The following is a 20,301-nucleotide window of genomic DNA, read 5'->3' as shown; positions in this document are numbered from 1 at the left end:
AAGATTCGTTCTTACGGACTGTGGAGCGCGGTTTGCTCTCTTCAGTCCGCGAGATCTGTTCTTACAGACAGCATTTCACGATCCGACAGTTCTTTGACTGTTATGGATCCATGCTTATACAAACGTTAATAAGACAATCCCATCCGATATGCACATTCCTATTTCTCCACAAAAAAGTGGCGACTGTGCGCCACTTTTCTTACCCTATAATAATTCGTTCGGTTGGATAATGGAATCGATCTTTCTTCTCGTCGCCGCGAATCAGGAACAAGAAGGTAAAGATGCCGATACGCCCAACAAACATTAAAAACATAATTAATAACTTGCCAACTCCCGACAAATCAGGAGTAATCCCCAAGGAAAGACCACATGTTCCGAAGGCAGAAGTCACCTCAAACATGATCTCCATAATCGAAAAGGATTCGGTCTGCATGAGGATAAGCACCGAACCTACACATAAGAGCAGCGCCGTACTGATAACAATAAAAGAACGTAAAATATCCTCATGATCAATTTCACGACCAAATACTTTGACACTTGAATTCCCTTTGGCATAATTCCAGATCGTCAGCAACATAATCGCAAAAGTGGTTGTACGAATCCCACCGCCAACACTACTAGGAGAAGCCCCAATAAACATTAAGACACTGACAAAGAACAAGGTGCCAATGGAAAACTCATTCATATCCATAGTAGTCACACCACCACTCCGGCTAGTGACCGACTGAAATAAACTGTAGAAAAAGGTTTCATGCCAAGACTTATCCAAAAAGAATTGATTCTTCTCTAAGACAAAAATCCCGACCGCACCTAGTACTACCAACCAAAAAAAGGTTACTGTGGTGATTTTCGTAAACAAGGAAAACTTATGACGATCATGGACATCGTTCCGTTTTCCTCGCAACAATTCCTGCAATTCGACTAAGACAGGAAAACCAATCGCTCCTAATACAATCAAAATCATATGAATAAATTGAACAAAATAATCATCAGCAAACGGAATTAATGAATTCCCAGTAATATCTAAACCGCCATTGGTTGTGGCACTGATGGAAGCAAATATCCCTTGATGAATTGCTTCTCCTACCGTATCAAAATAATTCAAGAAATGTACGGATAGGATGATCGCACCAATACTTTCAATAACAAGAATAATCTTGAAAATAGTTATCATTAAATGAACAAGTCCTGCTAAGTTCTTACTATTCTGGTCTACCTTGATCATCTGCCGGCTGCGCATGCCGACTTTTTTACCTAAAAGCACCCAAATAAACGTACCCATCGACATGATACCAATACCGCCTAGGTGCATGATCACGGCGATCGCAATTTGACCCCCCTCATTGAACACCTCTGGTATCGAAACAACACTCAATCCCGTGACACTGATCGATGTGACTGCAGTAAATAGGGCATCAATCCAAGATAACTCAATCCCTTCCCGATGAAAAAAAGGGACGCTGACCAAAGCCATACCGAGCATGACCGCCAGCAAATAGTAAACAACAATATGCTGGATAGCGGAACCTTGTTTGGACCATTCTTTTATTTTATCTAGCCACTTCATTGCTATATCTCCTTCAAGTAAATCAGCTAGAGGATAGTTTATCATATAACTTTACATTTATCACGGTTTATTTGTTAAATTTCGTTATCTATCATTCAGGCGGTAGTCACAGTTGAGTTTCCGTTCGTTACCATTTAAAATATATATCGTGTTACTTGCTTATGTAATGAATGATACTATATGAGGAGAAATGAAATGAAACGATTACGAATGTTTGTAATGGGTACACGCTTTAACCGTTTTATCATGGGTTTGATTATTGTCAATGCGATATTAATTGGAATGGAAACTTTCCCTGTTATTTATCAACGCTTCCACGCCCCGCTGATGATCCTGGATATCGTGATATTGCTCATCTTTGCTATCGAAGTAGCCTTGAAAATTGCTGTATTAAAAAAGAGTTACTTCTCCAATCCATGGAACATTTTTGATTTTGTGATTGTATTAGGAAGTGTGATTTTGTACAGCACTCCATTTGTTAGTGTATTGCGTATTTTCCGAGTATTGCGTGTTTTTCGTACGATTACTGCTATTCCAACACTGCGTAGAATCGTTGCTGCGTTATTTATGGCCATCCCTACGATTAGTAGTGTCCTTCTGATCATGCTGATTATTTTTTATGTCTATGCTGTTTTGGGTACATCTTTTTATGGCGAGGTAGCCCCAGAATATTTCGGCAACATTTTCTTAAGCTTTATCACTTTATTCCAGATTTTCACCTTAGAATCCTGGGCAAGCGGTATTTTTCGACCGATTTTTGAACAAGAGCCCTCTGCCTGGTTATATTTCATTTCATTTATCGTGATTGCCGCTTTCATCATGATTAATTTAATCGTCGGTGAGATCGTCAATAATGCCCAAAAAATCAGTGATGAAGTGGAAGAAGATACAGGAGATATCAAGACAGATACTAGTGAAATCAAAGAATTAAGGAAAGAAATCCGAGAAATAAAACAAATGCTCCAGCAAAAATAAGGAAACCCGCTCATAATGGCGGGTTTCCTTATTTTGCTGTAATCGCCCAATTAATCGGCTGCCGTCCGTTGTCCTGCAAGATTTGATTTGCCCTGGAAAAGGGTTGACTGCCAAAAAAGCCGCGATGGGCGGACAATGGACTGGGGTGTGGCGACTTAATGATAAAATGTTTTGATGTATCAATCAGCGCCTGTTTTTTCTGGGCGGCCGCTCCCCATAAAATATACACAACAGGTGTCTCCTTCTGATTTAATGTGGTAATCACCTGATCCGTAAATCGCTCCCACCCTTTTCCTTGATGCGAATGGGCTTGTCCTTGTCTAACGGTCAAGACATTATTTAATAATAGAACACCTTGCTTCGCCCATTCGACCAAATAGCCATGATTGGGAATCGCACAGCCGATGTCAGCGTGCAGCTCTTTATAAATATTTTTCAACGATGGTGGGATATCCACCTCTGGCTTCACCGAAAAACTGAGCCCATGCGCCTGATTCGGTCCATGATAAGGATCCTGCCCTAAAATAACCACCTTCACCTGTTGAAATGGGGTGTAGTGCAGGGCATTATAAATATCATACATATTCGGATATACGGTAAATTGCTGGTACTCTTTTTTTAAAAACTCTCTTAAGCGTATGTAGTAATCTTGCTCAAATTCAGAGGCTAGCTTATCTGCCCAGTCATTTTGCAAAATCTGTTTCGACATCTTTTCCTCTCCTTTTGCTCCCGAGAATGGTTACTGCTAGTTTAACATATTTATTGATGCGATGTGTATTCGTGATGGTGTGTGGCTTCCGGACGGTTTTGAGCGTTTTCCGGACGGTTTCAGCTTCTTTCCGGTCAGTTTTGCGCTCTTTCCGGACGGTTTACCACTTTTAACGGACAGTTGCAGCTCCTTTCCAGTCAGTTTCGTATTATGTTAACTAGATCCGGGTGTTCATAATAGGTGTTTTTTCCACTTCCTCTTTTTATCAAATCGGAGCGGTAAATCAGTTTACGCGTCGCATCTAGTGAATCCACCCGTAAGATATCCCGTACGATGGACGTCGTTAAACGATTTTCTGTTAACAACGCCCAGTCATATAAGGCTTGTTTATGCGCCTCTCGTTGTCGTTTGCCGCAAACCGGACATTGCCAACTTAGCCGCACGCGTTCCATCATTTGGTCACAATGGTCACACATTACTCCTTTCATTAATTGATTAATCGTTAGGTTATATTTTCGCAAGATGGGAAGAAATCGTTCTTTGTGAGCGTTTTGGAGAAGGGTAATAATACGTTGATTTTCTGCAGTAGATATTTGCGCAGGATGTGGACGCAACAATTCTTCTAATACAAAGGGCACCTTCTGACTGGTTATAATCCGAGTATATTCCGGAAAATCCTGCAGCTTGAGTATTACATTCGGACTGACAAACACCACATAGCGATAAGTAGGTAACGGATTAATCTGATGTTGCTTGAAAAACCTACGTAAATGAGCAAATTGGCGATCCACTTGAAGCAATGGATCTTCAAACACCTCGTTTTCCCGTGTCAATTGATGGGATCTCGGATCGAAATAAATCGTTCCCGCATGTGCCTTCACTTCAAAAATCACACGGAATCCTTCGGTTAAAATCAGCCAATCCATTTGAAATGGTGACGGTGCTTCCATTCGCAACCCTCTTATATAAGGAAAAGAAAAGGTAGCCGCCTGTTCTACAAAATAGCTAAGTCTGTCTTCTCCGGCATACCCTGCCTCATACCGCCTGAATGCTTGATCAAATGAAATAAAACTTGCATGTTGCCTTGGCAGATATTTGTTTAACGCTCGATATTGCTTTAAAAATAATGGCAACTTATCATTCACGCCAATCCCCCCTTGTAACTTATCTTCTCAGCATACACAACATAAGGGATTCTGCAAAATAGGCAAAATCGCAAAACTTGTCTGTTAATCGCTCTCCTTTTCTTCTTTAGGCATAACAAAAACGGCAAAATAAACACTTTGCCGTTTGCTTCCCTGCGATTTTGGGAATACCTTACACAAGTGGTTGTTTCTCCATCCAGTTATCGGCCCATGTTTGAATATTTTCCAAGACAGGCTGTAAGGCAATCCCTTTGTCTGTTAATTCGTATTCAATGCGCACGGGCGTTTCATTATATACCGATCGTCTGATAATTCCCTGTTTCTCCAAGTCCTTTAACCGTTCCGACAGTACCCGTCCACTAATGCCAATGGCTGATTCAATGGAAGAAAAGCGTTGAGGACCTTCCAGCAGTTGAAAGATAATCAAACCCGTCCAGCGCTTATTTAATATATTTAATGCTGCTTCAAATTTTGGGCAAATCTCTGTATCTGCCATACCCTTCACCTCTTTGACTATAGTATAACAAAAAATCAACAGAAATAAAATAAATAAATTACTTGACGTAATGAATTAATAAATATATACTAAGTTACATAAAGTAAGTTAATAATTTTTAGGAGGTCATTTGATTATGGCAAACGTAAGCTTAGATAAAGTACACAGTGGGTTACATTTTGAAGTAAAGCATATGATGGTTTCAAAAGCGAAAGGTGAATTTCAAGATTTTGATATCACATTTGATGGAGACTTCGAAAATTTAGAAGCTGCCAATGTGAAGGTTACGATTGATGTATCCTCCATTGAAACAAATAACGAAGATCGTAACGGTCACTTAAAATCAGCTGATTTCTTTGAGGTAGAAAAATTTCCAACGATCAGCTTCGAAAGCACGAACATCAAAAAAGTAAACGACGATGAGTTTGAGGTAACTGGTGATCTTACGATTAAAGGTGTAACCAAAACCGAGACTTTTAAAGTAGAATATAATGGTATTGCTAAAGACCCAATGCAGGGTAACATGATTGCAGGTGCCGATGTAGAGGGCAAAATCAACCGTGAAGATTATGGTTTAACTTGGAACGCTACCTTGGAAACTGGCGGCGTGTTAGTTGGCAGAGACATTAAAGTACGTGGCGGGTTTGAATTTGTTGTAGAATCCTAAATCATAGAAAAGCCAGCACCTAAGCTAAAGTGCTGGCTTTTTTTCTTTTAAATGCTTCAACATCGCCACGATCAAAAAACTGACAATCACCAATAGCAGCCACGAACTGATTTTACCAAGATGAACAAGTTCCCACGTCTGCGATTGTCCCGGATATTGCCACGCGCCAAAGAAAGTCGCAATATTCTCCGCAATCCAAATGAAAAAACCAATAAGAACAAAGGATAAGACCAATGGCATCTGGTACGTTTTCCGATTAACATGATAATAAACGACCGTAGGAAGAAACAGCAACACGGTCGACACCTTTAACACCCAACGCAGATCATAGATATAATGATGGGTAAAAAAGTTAAAATAAATGGCCAAACTTAACAGAGCCACTGCCCAAGTCGGCGGCCACTTCACCAGCTGTACGTCTAATCTCCGCCAAGCCTGGCATAGATAACTGGCGACACTGGCATACATAAATCCACTATAGAGCGGCACTCCCCATACCTTGGTCCACGCATCTTCAGGATAACTCCACGAGCCCATATGTACCTTATACAACTCCAATGCCAGCCCGATAATATGAAACACGCAAATCACTTTTAATTCATCCCATGTTTCCAACTTTGTCGCCAGCATGATCACCTGTGTCACTACACAAATGAGCAGAATCAGATCATACCGATGCGGAACAGCTAATATCTGTGTAATTGCCAAACTGGAAAAAATAACGACTGCAAACACACAAGATTTCGCTTGTTCCAGCCCAAATCTCCATAGCTGCTTCACTGGTTAAATCTCCACGACATAGCTGATAATTTCGTTGATCTTACCATTTTTATGCTTATTCAGCTTATAAATATCACAAAAGCTGTAATGACGCTGCTCTCCATTGGCATCCGTTGAATGAATCGTACCATTAATCGCCGCCTGTTTTCCATGAGTAATCAAGCATTCCGTTTCCTGTTCAAAAAAATGTCCTTGATCCATCCCTTGCAATGCCATCTTCAAGTCGTCTATCCCTTTTATCGTGTCATTCCCTACCATACGCCACGTAATATCATCGGTTACACTTGCCAAAATGGTTTCTGCGTCTGCCCTTACAAAAGCTTCATTAAATGTCCGAAAAAACTGTTGATTTGCTGTCTCCATATTTACACCTGCCTATTATTTATTCCTTCTTCATTCTACCATATGAAGAAGAAAAAAGACTGGCATTCACCTGATTTTCCTTTTGATGGATGACATCGATTATTTTCTCCAGTGCCTCGTCCATGTTTTGGGCATGAATATGGATTTGCCGGTCATCCGGATAATCCTTCATGGAATGCTGATACCTCGGGTCGTAATAGTACTCTAATAATAACGCCACCGCCTCAGCAAAATCTTCTTGGTGTAGCGCGTCGGCAATTTTTTTGGCAACGGGTGTATGGATATGCCTTCTGATCAGTTGAAAAGACTCCAAGATCTCTGCTTGATGCTGTACCGGATCGTATTCGGACAAGATGTTTTCAATACGCTTTGCCACAGGCAGGTGAATGAACAATTGCGTGCCTGCTTCTTTCGCTTCAAGCAAAAAGGGTGGCAGCGTTGCCTTGCCAATCCGTTTGCTTTCCCCCTCTAACAGGATAAACGGTGATTGTTCCAAACGTTCTATTTCCTGAACCAATAAGGAATCAAACACCTTTTGATTATGAGGATCTCGTCCGATCTGACCAAATATCGAGCCACGATGGTTGGCCATACCTTCTAAATCAAGGATAGGATAGCCTTGCTGCTTCAATCGGTTCAGCAAGATCGTTTTTCCCGTACCCGTATAACCATTTAACACATACACATTGGAGGAAAACGACGGGTCTTCCAGGCGATGAACCACCCATTGACGATAAGAGCGAATCCCGCCATCCAGCCGCACAACCGTTTGTCCCATTAAATCCAATACCGTGGCAGCCGTTTTACTACGCATGCCGCCACGCCAGCAGTAAACCATTTTTTCCTTGTCTAACGATTGGAATGCGGCGATAAATGACGGCAACTTTGCTGAAAAAATAGCCAATCCTCTTTCCTTAGCAGCTTCTGGACCAACCTGTTTATAGATAGTTCCTACCTCCGCCCTTTCCTCATTATCAAACACAGGGATATTGATGCTCCCAGGAATATGGAATTCAGCAAATTCTCTTGGTGATCGGACATCCACTAATGCAACAGATTCTTCTTTCTGTTTTCTTAATAAATCATCTAGACTAATATCTTGAAACATGTTCTCACGTCCTCATTAGATAAAACTTTGATTTGCAGGAATATCGTTAATGGAATGTTACTACCCTACCCATGGAGCAAGCTCCAAAGACCCTTATAGGAAGTTTACGTTATTATTCCTCAACCACGATATGTCCATTTCCGTCTGCCACTTTTCCAATGATCGCTGCCTCCATATCTTTATTCTGCAAATCAGCAAGTAAGCATTCAGCTTCAGCTTCTGGCACAGCTGCTAATAAACCACCTGAGGTCACCGCGTCAGCTAAGATCCATTGGTCGATCTGATCCAGAGATTCGGCAAACGAGATGTCGTCTTTTAGATAATTAAAATTATTCTTCGTACCACCAGGAACTGCTCCAACTTCAGCAAGCTCTTTTACCCTTGGCAATACGGGTACTTGGTGAGCAAAAACCTGCAATTCGACATGACTTCCTTTGGCCATTTCGGAGGCATGACCTAGCAAGCCGAATCCAGTCACATCGGTACAGGCATGCACTTGATAGTCGGCCATTGTTTCAGCGGCTTCTTTATTCAAGGTAGCCATCACCTGAGTGACACGTTCAACCTCTGTCTCAGTTAATAAGCCACGCTTAATCGAGGTAGTCAGAATCCCTACACCAATCGGTTTGGTTAAAATAAGTACATCACCTGGCTTGGCACCACTATTTGTCCGAATTTTATCAGGATGAATCGTGCCCGTCACCGCCAGACCGAATTTTGGTTCTTGGTCGTCGATGGAGTGTCCACCCAGTAAGGTGACACCTGCCTCTTTTAGTTTGTTGTCCGCACCTGCCAGAATACGACCTAATATCTGTTTATCCAAATCAGCGATCGGAAAAGCAACAATGTTAAGGGCGGTCAACGGTGTCCCACCCATTGCATAAACATCACTAATCGCATTGGCTGCCGCAATTTGACCAAAAGAATAAGGATCATCGACAATCGGTGTAAAAAAATCCACCGTCTGGACGATTGCGGTATCGTCATTTATTCGATAAACTCCTGCATCATCACTTGTATCCAAACCAACTAACAAATTGGCGTTATCGGTCGCAGGTGAAAAAGATTGCAGTACCTCCCGTAGATCTGCTGGTCCAATCTTACAGCCACACCCTCCTTTAGAGGATAAAGCGGTTAGTTTAATAGATTCCGTGCTACTCATGATATTCAACCTCTCCCTATTTTCGTTTATCTATTTATTTTAACATATAAAAAAAGAAACCCTTTGACTAGAATCTTATTAGTATTCACTACATGATAACAACCAAAGTTTCGATTTTGATCTGGATTATGGGTGTTTGGGCGTCATTTCCTCTCCGATTTTGGCCGTCATTTCCATGATGACGCCCATTTCCGCACTTCTCCCTCGGATTTTGGCCGTCATTTTCACGATGACGGCCATTTACTCGGCTTCCTCTCCGATTTTGGCCGTCATTTCCATGATGACGCCCATTTACTCAGCTTCCTCTCCAATTTTGGCCGTCATTTTCATGATGACGACCATTTCCGTGCTTCTCCCTCCGATTTTGGCCGTCATTTCCATGATGACGGCCATTTACTCGGCTTCCTCTCCGATTTTGGGCGTCATTTCCATGATGACGGCCATTTACTCAGCTTCCTCTCCAATTTTGGCCGTCATTTCCATGATGACGGCCATTTCCTCAGCTTCCTCTCCAATTTTGGCCGTCATTTCCATGATGACGACCATTTCCTCAGCTTCCTCTCCAATTTTGGCCGTCATTTCCACGATGACGCCCATTTCCTCAGCTTCCCCTCCAATTTTGCCGTCATTTCCACGATGACGACCGTTTCCGCGCTTTTCCCTCCAATTTTGGCCGTCATTTCCACGATGACGACCTTTTTCCCATCTTCCCCTCTGATTTTGGGCGTCATCCCTAGACTGACGATTATTTTCCCAGAACCGCCCATCATTGCAGCTGTCGTTTCCGGGATCTCGCATACGTTCCATACATAGAATCGTTAAATAATAAAAGCCATCCCCAACCTGGGAATGACTTTATTGTTCTTATTCTGGATAAATAACCTTATAACTATTCTCTGCACTATTCTGCATGTATACCTCATCTGGTTTTTGATCGGTAATGAGATAATCGATTTGATTAAAGTCGCAATAAGTAGTTAAGGAATAACTATCAAACTTACTATGGTCCACCATGACAAAAACCTGCTCACTCTTCTCAATCACCTTCGTCTTAATCTGTGTCTCCAGCGGAGAGGAATTAGTGATTCCTTTGCTTAACGAAAGTCCCGTTGAGGCCATAAATGCCTTGTTAAAATTATACTTACTAATCATATTCGCACTCTCGGTGCCCACATACGATCTGGTCGAACGCTCAAACATGCCCCCGGTTGAATAAATATGCAAATGTGGGTAACCAGTAGCCTCCAACGTGAAATCCAAATTATTGGTCACAATGGTAATGTTTTTATCCGTAATAAAAGGAAGCATTTCACCAGTAGTGGTACCGGAGTCAATAAATATAATATCGCCATCCTCGACAAACTGTGCGGCAAGTCTTGCTACTACTTGTTTCTCTTGAAATTTCTTCACCTTACGATCTTGATATGGCACTGTTAGCGGCTTGGCAATCGAAACACCACCATAAACCTTCACCAATTTCTCACTATCTGCTAATTCTTGTACATCTCGTCGAATCGTATTCTTTGATACATTAAACTCTTCCATCAAATCGTCCAGGGAAACCGACTCCCTTTGTTTGACATACTCTAGAATAGCGTTAACCCGTTGTGCTTTCATCATAGGACATTCTCCTTATCCTTTTTATCTATTTGTCTTACATTCTATCAAAAGAAAATCAAAAGTTCATCATTTTTTTACAATTTCTCTTTTTAACTTACTCTTTCGCTAATCTCTTTATGTTATTCCCCTCATAAACTGTTTTAAACAGAATAAGCTAATTCAAATGAGGATGTTATATAAAAGTTAACCAAAAATATATCAATTTATCATCATTTTATTGTTAACTTTTTGATAGACATGTGTTATAATCATTGCAGAAACGAAAACGCATTCATATTAAATGATCCGACAAACATATCTTAAAGGAGGAACTTTCCATGTCTAGAAAACTAAAAAACTTTATTAACGGTGAATGGCTAGTCAGTAAAACCAATCAGTATGAAGATGTCTATAATCCAGCAACCAAAGAAGTACTAGCAAAAGTACCTATCTCAACAACAGCAGACTTTGAAGAAGCTGTACAAGCTGCTCAAGTCGCTCAAGATAAATGGAAAAACGTATCCGTAGCAAAACGAGCGCGTATTCTTTTCCAATATCAACATCTATTACAAGCACATCAAGAAGAACTTGCCACCCTAATCACGAAGGAAAATGGAAAAAATTACAGTGAGGCACTTGGCGAGGTAGGTCGTGGAATAGAGAACGTGGAATTTGCAGCAGGTGCCCCAACATTGATGATGGGTGATTCGCTCTCCACCATCGCTTCAAATATTGAAGCAGCCAACTATCGCTATCCGGTTGGTGTCGTTGGTGGTATTGCACCATTCAACTTCCCCATGATGGTTCCATGTTGGATGTTCCCAATGGCCATCGCCGTGGGAAATTCCTTTATTTTGAAGCCTTCGGAAAAGACCCCACTGCTTGCAGAGAGATTAGCAGAGTTGTTAGATGAAGCTGGCTTGCCAAAGGGTGTCTTCACGATTATTCATGGAGCACATAATGTCGTAAATGGCATCCTTGATCATCCACTTGTCAAAGCTGTATCTTTTGTTGGTTCTAAGCCAGTTGGAGAATATGTCTATAAACGTGGCAGTGAAAACCTAAAACGTGTGCAAGCTCTTACAGGTGCCAAAAATCATACAACGGTATTAGCTGACGCTGATTTAGACCTTGCTATAAAAGAAATTATCAGTGCCGCCTTTGGCTCTGCTGGCGAGCGTTGTATGGCTTGTGCAGTTGTGACAGTAGAGGAATCCATTGCCGATGCCTTCGTTACCAAACTAAAAGAAGCAACCGACGATATCAAAATGGGAAATGGATTAGATGAAGGTGTTTTCTTAGGTCCTGTCATCCGTGACGAGGCAAAAGAACGTACTTTAGGGTATATTAAAAAAGGGCTTGAAGAAGGCGCACAACTAGTGCGTGATGGACGTAGTGAACAAGTAGAAGAGGGTTATTTCGTAGGTCCAACTATTTTTGATGGAGTAACACAAGATATGTCGATTTGGCAGGAGGAAATCTTTGCTCCCGTTCTTTCCATTGTTCGAGTAAAAAATCTCAAAGAAGCTGTAAAATATGCCAATCAATCAGAGTTTGCTAACGGGGCTTGTCTCTTTACCACCAATGCTTTATCGGTTCGCTATTTCCGTGAGAATATAGATGCAGGCATGTTGGGCATTAATTTAGGTGTGCCAGCACCCATGGCCTTTTTCCCATTCTCTGGTTGGAAATCTTCCTTTTTTGGGACACTTCATGCCAATGGAAAAGACAGTGTCGACTTTTATACACGTAAAAAAGTCGTCACCGCTCGTTATCCAGAACCAGATTTCTCTTAGGCAACCAATAGACAGGAAGGATGAGGGTAGTTTCCTTCCTGTTCCACAACATTCTACGCAGGAGGGAACGAAAGCATGGCTACATTATTAAAAAAACCGATCCAGAAAAACATGGCAAAAGGTGTAACATTGATTCACGACGTCAACAAAGCAAACACAGAACTTGAATATGTTGGTTTTAAGATCATTGATTTAGAAACTCAAGGTGTATATGAAGAAATACTCACCGATCATGAACTATGTATCGTTGCCTTGACTGGTCAAATTACGGTATCAGATAGCAACGAAACCTTCGAAGGGGTCGGAACACGTAATAGCGTCTTTGACAGAAAACCAACCGACAGTGTATACGTGTCACACAACAAAACAGTTAAAATCACTGGTAATACCAAGGCACGGGTTGCCCTTTGTTACGCTCCGTCTCATCGAGAACTGCCTACCAAACTAATTAAGGCAGCAGATAACGGCGTCGAACATCGCGGAAAATATCATAACAAACGACAAGTACACAATATTTTGCCCGATTCAGATCCAGCAGCTAACAGTTTACTAGTCGTCGAAGTCTTTACCGAAACAGCCAATTGGTCTAGCTACCCACCACATAAACATGATCAGGATAACCTGCCGGAGGAATCCTTCTTAGAAGAGAGCTACTATCATGAAATCGACCCGCCCCAAGGGTTCGTCTTCCAGCGTGTGTATACCGAGGATCGCTCACTTGATGAAACAATGGCTGTTGAAAATAGCAATGTCGTACTTGTACCAAAAGGCTATCATCCAGTAGGTGTACCAGACGGCTATGCCTCTTATTACCTTAATGTGATGGCTGGACCTAAACGCATATGGAAATTCCATAACGAAAAAGATCACGAATGGATCATTAATCGAGAATAAAGTAAGACGATGATCAACGTCCGTTTTATGAAGTGGGACGTTACGAACAGTCCATGTGGTGATCAACCAACGATACCAAAGGAGTGAAAAAAATGGCACTGACGTTTCACCAGAATAGAGAATTTGATATTATCGCGATTGGGCGGGCATGTATTGATTTAAACGCCAATGAATACAACCGCCCGATGGAAGAAACCATGACTTTCACCAAATATGTCGGTGGATCTCCAGCGAATATTGCGATTGGAAGCGGGAAGCTTGGCTTAAAAGCCGGGTTCATCGGTAAAATCCCTAAAGATCAGCACGGAAATTATATCAAGCAATATATGAGTGAAAAAGGGGTAGATACTTCTAACATGGTATTTGATACCGAAGACCGCAAAGCAGGGCTAGCCTTCACAGAAATCCTCAGCCCTGAAGAATGTAGTATCTTAATGTATCGTGACAATGTAGCAGACTTATTCCTCGAACCAGCAGAAGTAAGAGAAGACTATATTAAACAAGCAAAGATTTTACTTGTTTCTGGTACGGCCCTCGCCCTCAGTCCTTCTCGCGAAGCTGTGTTTAAGGCAATCCATGTAGCGAAAAAGCATGACGTAAAGGTTATTTTTGAATTAGATTACCGGGCATACACCTGGAAATCCAAGAATGAAACAGCAATTTATTATTCCTTAGCCGCTGAAATGTCTGATGTCATTATTGGGACACGTGATGAATATGATGTGATGGAAAACCTAGAAAGCGGTGGAGACAACCACAAGACGGTGCAACACTTATTTGCTCACGGCGCAGAACTGGTGGTTATAAAACATGGCGTTGATGGTTCCTATGCTTATGAGCCAGACGGTAGTGTTCATCACGGCCACGCCTATCAAACCAAGGTATTAAAAACATTTGGTGCCGGTGACTCCTATGCCTCCGCCTTCCTATATGCTTTGGTTAAAGAAAAAGACTATGAAACGGCCTTACAATTTGGCAGCGCCTCTGCTTCTATTGTCGTCAGTAAACACAGCTCATCTGAGGCGATGCCGACCGTTGCCGAGATTGAACAACTGATTCGCGATCGCTCGTAAAAAGCACCTTGTTCCAAAAAAAATGTACAGGTGACCGCAAACATAACTTACCATATAGAAGAAAGAAGGTTAGATCGTATGGGTGATACAATTCGTTTAACAACCGGGCAAGCCTTAGTCACGTTTTTAAAACAACAGTATCTTCATGTAGACGGTGAAGAATTCCGCTTTGTGGATGGGGTATTCAATATTTTTGGTCATGGCAATGTGCTAGGTATTGGTCAAGCCCTAGAACAATATGGAGACGGTTTAAACATCTATCAAGGCAAAAATGAGCAAGGCATGGCACACGCCGCTATCGCCTTCAGCAAGCAAAAGCTGCGCCAGCAAATCTACGCCGTGACGACATCCATCGGTCCCGGCTCTGCCAATCTTGCGGCCGCAGCTGGAACCGCTTTAGCCAATAATATTCCAGTGTTATTTATCCCGGGCGATGTCTTCTCCAACCGGCAGCCTGACCCTGTTTTACAGCAAGTAGAGCAGGAATATAGTGCGGACGTGTCAACCAATGACGCCTTACGTGCCGTCTCTCGTTATTGGGATCGCATCACTCGCCCAGAGCAGCTTATGTCCAGTTTAATTCGTGCCTTTGAAGTAATGACAAATCCAGCTACAGCAGGCCCTGTAACGATTGCGATTGGTCAGGATGTGGCTGGCGAAGCCTTTGATTATGAGGAAAGCTTTTTTCAAAAACGGGTACATTACTTGGATCGTAAGTCCCCAGTAGAACGAGAATGGCAAGGGGCTACGCAGTTAATCAAACAGAGCAAAAAACCACTTTTCCTTGTCGGAGGCGGGGCTAAATACTCACAGGCGCAAGCAGTACTGACACGCCTTTCCAAACAACACGATATCCCATTAGTAGAGACACAAGCTGGTAAGGCAACAATCTCCGCAGAATTCCCCAATAACCTTGGTGGACTCGGAGTTACTGGTACCTTCTCCGCTAACAAAGCTGCACAAGAGGCAGACCTGATTATTGGAATCGGTACACGCTATACGGATTTTGCTACATCTTCTAAGACGGCGTTTGACTTTGATCATACCAAGTTCTTAAATATTAATGTCAGTCGCTTTCAAGCCTATAAATTAGACGCCTTTCAAGTTGTTGCCGATGCGCGGGCAACCCTAGAGCAGTTAGAACAAACATTAGGAAACTATCAATCCACATTTGGCGCGAGAACGAGCGAGCTAAAAGCAGAATGGAACCAGGAACGTCAACGTTTAGGATCCATTACGTTTCAAGCGAAAGATTTTATTCCTGAAGTAAAGGATCATCTGCCAGCCTCTGTTTTACAGGAATATGCAGATAGTTTGAAAACAGAATTCGCTCAAACAACCGCCTTATACACGATTAATGAGGCCATTGATCCAAATGCTATTGTGGTGACTTCCTCCGGTTCGTTGCCTGGCGACATGCAGCGCCTCTGGCATCCTAGCAAAGAAAATACGTACCATGTCGAATATGGTTATTCCTGTATGGGATATGAAATAGCCGGTGCATTAGGGGCAAAAATAGCAGCTCCTGATCAAGAAGTCTATTCAATGGTTGGAGATGGCAGTTTTCTTATGCTTCATACTGAATTAGTTACTGCATTGCAATACGATAAGAAAATTAATATCATGTTGTTTGACAATGCTGGGTTTGGCTGCATTAACAACCTGCAAATGGAGCATGGGAGTAACAGTTTCTTCACCGAGTTCCGCAACAACGATGACCAAATTTTAAATATTGATTATGCCAAAGTTGCAGAGGGGTACGGTGCCAAAGTTTACCGTGCCAATACCCCCGCTGAATTACAGGCCGCCATTGCAGATGCTAAACAGCAAAATGTCTCCACTTTGATCGAGATGAAGGTACTCCCTAAAACGATGACAGCCGGTTATGAAGCTTGGTGGAATGTCGGTGTAGCGGAAGTATCTAATAATGAGAACGTGCAACAGGCTTATCAGGAAAAACAACAAGTGCGACAATCGGCACGACAATATTAATCACAAATGAGGTGAGCTTATGACAGCTAAATTCATTAAATGGGGCATCGCACCAATTGGTTGGCGCAACGACGACATCCCTTCGATCGGGAAAGACAACACCCTCTCCCATCTACTCAGTGATATTGTCGTTGCAGGCTTTGATGGAACAGAGGTCGGCGGATTTTTCCCGGATGCTACAACACTAAACAAAGAATTACGCTTGCGCAACTTGGAAATTGCGGGGAAATGGTTCTCTAGTTTTATCATTCGTGATGGCATTGATCAAGCAAGTAAGGATTTCCACGAACACTGTCAATACTTGCGCGATGTTGGAGCAGCAGTAGCGGTTGTATCGGAACAAAGCTACAGCATTCAAGCGCTAGACGATAATATTTTTACCGAGAAACCGATTTTTAACGATTCAGAATGGGTCACTTTGGCAAAAGGGCTGAATATCTTAGGTCGGATAGCAGCAGAGTATGATTTGTTACTGGTGTTTCATCATCACCTAGGTACGGGCGTCCAAACTTTAGCAGAAATTGATCGTTTAATGGAGACAACGGATGCCAATTATGTCCATCTTCTTTATGATACAGGACATATTTTTGCCTCCGATCATACCTGCATGTCCCTTTTAACAAAACATCGAGATCGTATTAAGCATGTCCATTTCAAAGATATTCGTCAAGATGTGATGGCGGCAGCAGAAGCACAAGGCCTGTCCTTTCGCGATGCCTTCCTGGCAGGCATGTTTACCGTTCCCGGTGATGGTGTAATTGATTTTACCGAAATCTATCAATTCCTTAACGAAACGAAATATCATGGATGGATTGTTGTTGAGGCAGAACAAGACCCTGCACTTGCCCATCCACTGGAGTATGCCTTAATCGCTCGCAAATATATCGACAACATTTTACTAACGAATGAAAGGAGGTAATCGTTATATCACTGGTTACATTAAAAGAATTGCTCCCAAAAGCTAAACAAAATCATTATGCCGTCGGCCAATTCAATATCAACAGCTTTCAATGGGTAGAAGCCATCCTACGTGCTGCAGAACGCCAGAAATCACCCGTTATTCTCGCTTCCACTGATCGAATTGTTGATTATTTGGGCGGAGTAAACGTGATTGCTGCCACCACCAAAAAAATGATAGAAGAAATGAACATTACGGTGCCTGTTGTCCTACACTTGGATCATGGCTTTACGGTTGAGCGTTGTACAGCGGCGATTGATGCTGGTTATAGCTCCGTGATGTATGATGGTTCCAGCCTGCCTTTGCCAGAAAATATTCAGAGAACACGCGAAGTCGTTGCTTACGCCAAAGCTCACCACGTTTCGGTAGAGGCCGAAATCGGTTCCGTTGGCGGTACCGAAGATGGTGTGACATCAGGTATCCAGTATGCCGACCCTAATGAATGTTATCAATTAGTTGCAGCGACAAGGGTGGACGCACTTGCCGCTGCCCTCGGTTCTGTGCACGGTCCCTATCAAGGGGAGCCAAACTTAGCCTTTGATTTAATGAAAGAAATCTCAGACAACTTGATGGATGTTCCGTTCGCCTTACATGGGGGTTCAGGCATTCCCGATTATCAGATCATCAAGGCGATTCAATATGGTCATGCGAAAATCAACGTGAATACAGAATGCAACCAAGCCTGGGCGCAAACCATTCGCACATTGTTAACCGAAAAGCCCGATTTATACAGCCCTCCAGATATTCTCGGACCGGGTATGGCAGCGATCGAGCAAGTAGTAACGAGAAAAATCCAATTGTTCGGTTCTGCGCACAAAGCTGGATAGTTTTTGCTGTTTTTGAAATAGGAAATGCTACATATCAACTGTACGAATGAGAATCTATATTTGGAGGTACGATCATGAACAAAAAAGTAACCGCAGGCATTATTGGGGCAGGACGCATTGGTCAACTGCACGCCCACAACATGCTATTATCTAATCGTTTTCATTTAAAAACGATCTCTGACGTCTATACCGATCACTTGCAGAAAACCGATTTTTTGCAGGCGGTTCCGCATATCACCAACCATGCAGATGAACTGCTCCGTGATCCCGAGATAGATGCGATATTTATCTGTTCCAGTACCGACACGCATACCGATTTTATTACGAAGGCGGCGCAAAACAACAAACATATCTTTTGCGAAAAACCGATCAGCTTCGATATTGAGGAAACGCTACGTGCATTAGAAACGATAAAAGCACATAACATTAAATTTCAAGTAGGCTTTAACCGACGCTTTGACCATCACTTCCGCAAGGCACATGATGTCGTTCGGTCTGGAGAGATCGGCACACCACATATTATTAAGATTACATCACGAGATCCGGAAGCACCACCTGAAGCATATATTCAACGATCTGGTGGCTTATTTATCGACATGACTATTCATGACTTTGATATGATCCGCTATTTATCCGGCCAGCCCATCAAAAATATTACGGTCAAGGCTGCCTCTTTAGTAGATGAGACATTCAGCCGTAATGATGATGTAGACACCGCCATCATAACCGTCACCTTTGCCGATGGTTCCCTTGGCGTGATCGATAACAGTCGTCAAGCAGTCTACGGATATGATCAACGGATTGAGGTGTTTGGCAATCAAGGAATGGTGCAAGTAGAGAATGAGAAGCCGACCAACGTCAAAATAAGCACCACCACTTCGGTAACTGAAGATAAACCGAAACACTTCTTCTTAGAGCGTTATAATCAAGGTTACATCGATGAGATCAATGCATTCGCTCAGTCAATTTTAAACGATGAGCCAGTTTTGGCACAGTTTGAAGATGGTTTGCAAGCAGAAAGATTGGCCCTAGCAGCTAAGATATCTTGGCAGGAGAACCGAACAGTGGAATTGAATGAGGTACCGTTATAACCTATCCCTAATAGAAATCACCTGGTGGCAACTACCAGATGATTTCTGTTAACTATTTTGCATAACCACTACCATCACGATAAACATTAATAACCATCACGGCAACGATTCCATAAAAACCTTTCCTCGTTAATTCCTTTTGTTGATTACACCCTTTGTGAGAAACGATAGCCAATAGAACCATGGAAATCACAATTAATATAATCAAAATAGGATTCACTTGTCTCCTTCTTTCTCTTGATATTTACAAACCCAATTAACTATTTTGCATGACCACCGTCACCACTATAATGATAAACATGCTGGCCATCACGGCAACAGTCCCGTAGAATGCTTTTCGTGTTAATTCCTTTTGTTGATTACGACCTTTATAAGAAATAATAGTCAATAAAATCATGGCAATTAACATGATTATAATTAAAGTAGGATTCACATATTTCCCTCTTTCTCTTAGTATTTACGAGCCAATACGACAAATGCAACAAACACTGTTCCTATCATAAACGCTGCCAATAGCGATATCGCTTGATAACCACTTAAATGCAAGACTTCAAAATGGAGCAAAGCCGTTAAAACAATGATAAATGCCAATACGATAAAATAGCTGAGATAGACGCCCCGCTCCTTAATTCGTTTTACTCGTTCATCTTTTTGGACAAATTGCGGTGCCAAATAAGCATTGCAAAAACATGACAATGTCACCGCCAGCAGCATGATATCATGCCCTGCTGGAAATGCCCCTGTACTGATCGTTGCCACATTAAACAATGCGCTCATCAGCAAAAATACAATCCCAAAAATAATAAATAACTTACGATCATATGATGTCATCAATCTTGATCCTCCTCTTCCAAAATAAATATTTCTTCCACCGTCTGATCAAACATCCGAGCGATTTGCATAGCAAGTGGCAAGGAAGGATTGTATTTCCCTTTTTCAATCGAAATAATCGTTTGACGGGAAACCTTTAAGGTCTGTGCCATCTTCTCTTGCGAAATCCCTTGTACTTTCCTGCATTCTTTGATGCGATTTTTCATCTTGTGCCTCACTCCTGTTATTTATCATTATAATGTAAAGCTCACTTAACTGTCAATGTTCC

The 20,301-nt window shown here is 42.1% G+C and carries 23 protein-coding genes; 9 read left to right on the top strand and 14 right to left on the bottom strand.

Annotation, left to right across the window (positions count from 1 at the left end):
- Positions 1-199: 199 nt before the first annotated feature.
- Entirely contained in the window at positions 200-1,567 is a 1,368-nt protein-coding gene (locus BN6556_RS11220) for a TrkH family potassium uptake protein (protein WP_066191165.1), read from the bottom strand.
- 195 nt (positions 1,568-1,762) lie between these two features.
- Between BN6556_RS11220 and BN6556_RS11215 the strand changes: the two genes are divergently transcribed.
- Complete coding sequence (locus tag BN6556_RS11215) at positions 1,763-2,542, top strand: ion transporter (protein ID WP_066191162.1); 780 nt, start codon at positions 1,763-1,765, stop codon at positions 2,540-2,542.
- Between the two features lie 28 nt (positions 2,543-2,570).
- Here BN6556_RS11215 and BN6556_RS11210 read toward each other — a convergent pair whose 3' ends face one another.
- From BN6556_RS11210 to BN6556_RS11200, 3 genes are all read right to left on the bottom strand, one after another.
- Entirely contained in the window at positions 2,571-3,251 is a 681-nt protein-coding gene (locus BN6556_RS11210) for a uracil-DNA glycosylase (RefSeq protein WP_066191158.1), read from the bottom strand.
- A 197-nt stretch (positions 3,252-3,448) separates the two neighbouring features.
- Positions 3,449-4,396 carry a nuclease-related domain-containing protein gene (locus BN6556_RS11205; protein ID WP_066191155.1) on the bottom strand — a complete coding sequence of 316 codons (948 nt, stop codon included), beginning with the start codon at positions 4,394-4,396 and terminating at the stop codon, positions 3,449-3,451.
- Between the two features lie 172 nt (positions 4,397-4,568).
- Positions 4,569-4,892 (bottom strand): winged helix-turn-helix transcriptional regulator, encoded by a 324-nt coding sequence (locus BN6556_RS11200; RefSeq protein ID WP_066191152.1) that lies wholly within the window; start codon positions 4,890-4,892, stop codon positions 4,569-4,571.
- Positions 4,893-5,028: 136 nt separating this feature from the next.
- Here BN6556_RS11200 and BN6556_RS11195 point away from each other — a divergent pair, with 136 nt between their 5' ends.
- Positions 5,029-5,559 (top strand): YceI family protein, encoded by a 531-nt coding sequence (locus BN6556_RS11195; RefSeq protein WP_066191149.1) that lies wholly within the window; start codon positions 5,029-5,031, stop codon positions 5,557-5,559.
- A 24-nt stretch (positions 5,560-5,583) separates the two neighbouring features.
- Here the strand turns inward: BN6556_RS11195 and BN6556_RS11190 are convergent, their stop codons facing one another.
- The 6 genes from BN6556_RS11190 to BN6556_RS11165 all read right to left on the bottom strand — a co-directional run bounded on the left by BN6556_RS11190 (position 5,584) and on the right by BN6556_RS11165 (position 10,592).
- On the bottom strand, positions 5,584-6,339 hold the full coding sequence (locus BN6556_RS11190) for a DUF817 domain-containing protein (RefSeq protein WP_066191146.1): 756 nt from the start codon (positions 6,337-6,339) through the stop codon (positions 5,584-5,586).
- A gap of 3 nt (positions 6,340-6,342) precedes the next feature.
- Complete coding sequence (locus tag BN6556_RS11185) at positions 6,343-6,702, bottom strand: nuclear transport factor 2 family protein (protein ID WP_066191142.1); 360 nt, start codon at positions 6,700-6,702, stop codon at positions 6,343-6,345.
- A gap of 19 nt (positions 6,703-6,721) precedes the next feature.
- Positions 6,722-7,810 (bottom strand): tRNA 2-selenouridine(34) synthase MnmH, encoded by a 1,089-nt coding sequence (gene mnmH / locus BN6556_RS11180; RefSeq protein WP_066191139.1) that lies wholly within the window; start codon positions 7,808-7,810, stop codon positions 6,722-6,724.
- A gap of 112 nt (positions 7,811-7,922) precedes the next feature.
- Entirely contained in the window at positions 7,923-8,972 is a 1,050-nt protein-coding gene (selD, locus tag BN6556_RS11175; RefSeq protein ID WP_066191137.1) for a selenide, water dikinase SelD, read from the bottom strand.
- Between the two features lie 444 nt (positions 8,973-9,416).
- Entirely contained in the window at positions 9,417-9,779 is a 363-nt protein-coding gene (locus BN6556_RS11170; RefSeq protein ID WP_066191133.1) for a hypothetical protein, read from the bottom strand.
- A gap of 57 nt (positions 9,780-9,836) precedes the next feature.
- Complete coding sequence (locus BN6556_RS11165; RefSeq protein ID WP_066191130.1) at positions 9,837-10,592, bottom strand: DeoR/GlpR family DNA-binding transcription regulator; 756 nt, start codon at positions 10,590-10,592, stop codon at positions 9,837-9,839.
- A gap of 317 nt (positions 10,593-10,909) precedes the next feature.
- Here BN6556_RS11165 and BN6556_RS11160 point away from each other — a divergent pair, with 317 nt between their 5' ends.
- From BN6556_RS11160 to iolG, 7 genes are all read left to right on the top strand, one after another.
- On the top strand, positions 10,910-12,367 hold the full coding sequence (locus BN6556_RS11160) for a CoA-acylating methylmalonate-semialdehyde dehydrogenase (protein WP_066191127.1): 1,458 nt from the start codon (positions 10,910-10,912) through the stop codon (positions 12,365-12,367).
- Between the two features lie 75 nt (positions 12,368-12,442).
- Positions 12,443-13,261: a 5-deoxy-glucuronate isomerase gene (iolB, locus tag BN6556_RS11155; protein ID WP_066191122.1), complete on the top strand. Its 819-nt coding sequence runs from the start codon at positions 12,443-12,445 to the stop codon at positions 13,259-13,261.
- Between the two features lie 92 nt (positions 13,262-13,353).
- On the top strand, positions 13,354-14,334 hold the full coding sequence (iolC, locus tag BN6556_RS11150; RefSeq protein WP_066191119.1) for a 5-dehydro-2-deoxygluconokinase: 981 nt from the start codon (positions 13,354-13,356) through the stop codon (positions 14,332-14,334).
- Positions 14,335-14,412: 78 nt separating this feature from the next.
- The gene (gene iolD / locus BN6556_RS11145; protein WP_066191117.1) at positions 14,413-16,326 is read left to right on the top strand and encodes a 3D-(3,5/4)-trihydroxycyclohexane-1,2-dione acylhydrolase (decyclizing); all 1,914 of its coding nucleotides are present in this window, start codon (positions 14,413-14,415) and stop codon (positions 16,324-16,326) included.
- A gap of 19 nt (positions 16,327-16,345) precedes the next feature.
- A complete protein-coding gene (iolE, locus tag BN6556_RS11140; RefSeq protein ID WP_066191114.1) occupies positions 16,346-17,245 on the top strand; it encodes a myo-inosose-2 dehydratase in 900 nt (299 codons plus the stop codon).
- A gap of 5 nt (positions 17,246-17,250) precedes the next feature.
- Positions 17,251-18,111 (top strand): class II fructose-1,6-bisphosphate aldolase, encoded by an 861-nt coding sequence (fba, locus tag BN6556_RS11135; protein ID WP_066191111.1) that lies wholly within the window; start codon positions 17,251-17,253, stop codon positions 18,109-18,111.
- Between the two features lie 74 nt (positions 18,112-18,185).
- The gene (gene iolG / locus BN6556_RS11130) at positions 18,186-19,202 is read left to right on the top strand and encodes an inositol 2-dehydrogenase (RefSeq protein WP_066191107.1); all 1,017 of its coding nucleotides are present in this window, start codon (positions 18,186-18,188) and stop codon (positions 19,200-19,202) included.
- 52 nt (positions 19,203-19,254) lie between these two features.
- Here iolG and BN6556_RS22115 read toward each other — a convergent pair whose 3' ends face one another.
- Genes BN6556_RS22115 through BN6556_RS11120 form a run of 4 tightly spaced genes read right to left on the bottom strand, consistent with a single transcriptional unit; the run spans position 19,255 to position 20,239 of the window.
- On the bottom strand, positions 19,255-19,422 hold the full coding sequence (locus BN6556_RS22115) for a hypothetical protein (RefSeq protein ID WP_161485696.1): 168 nt from the start codon (positions 19,420-19,422) through the stop codon (positions 19,255-19,257).
- A gap of 36 nt (positions 19,423-19,458) precedes the next feature.
- Entirely contained in the window at positions 19,459-19,635 is a 177-nt protein-coding gene (locus BN6556_RS22110; protein WP_161485695.1) for a hypothetical protein, read from the bottom strand.
- A gap of 17 nt (positions 19,636-19,652) precedes the next feature.
- Positions 19,653-20,033: a hypothetical protein gene (locus tag BN6556_RS11125; protein WP_066191103.1), complete on the bottom strand. Its 381-nt coding sequence runs from the start codon at positions 20,031-20,033 to the stop codon at positions 19,653-19,655.
- Positions 20,033-20,239 (bottom strand): helix-turn-helix transcriptional regulator, encoded by a 207-nt coding sequence (locus BN6556_RS11120; RefSeq protein WP_066191099.1) that lies wholly within the window; start codon positions 20,237-20,239, stop codon positions 20,033-20,035. Before BN6556_RS11120 ends, BN6556_RS11125 begins: the two co-directional genes overlap by 1 nt.
- Positions 20,240-20,301 lie beyond the last annotated feature (62 nt).

The sequence above is a fragment of the Gracilibacillus timonensis genome (assembly GCF_900086715.1).
Taxonomy (GTDB): Bacteria; Bacillota; Bacilli; order Bacillales; family Amphibacillaceae; genus Gracilibacillus; species Gracilibacillus timonensis.
Note: the sequence above shows the minus strand (reverse complement) of the source record. Positions and strands in the feature narration are given on the sequence as shown.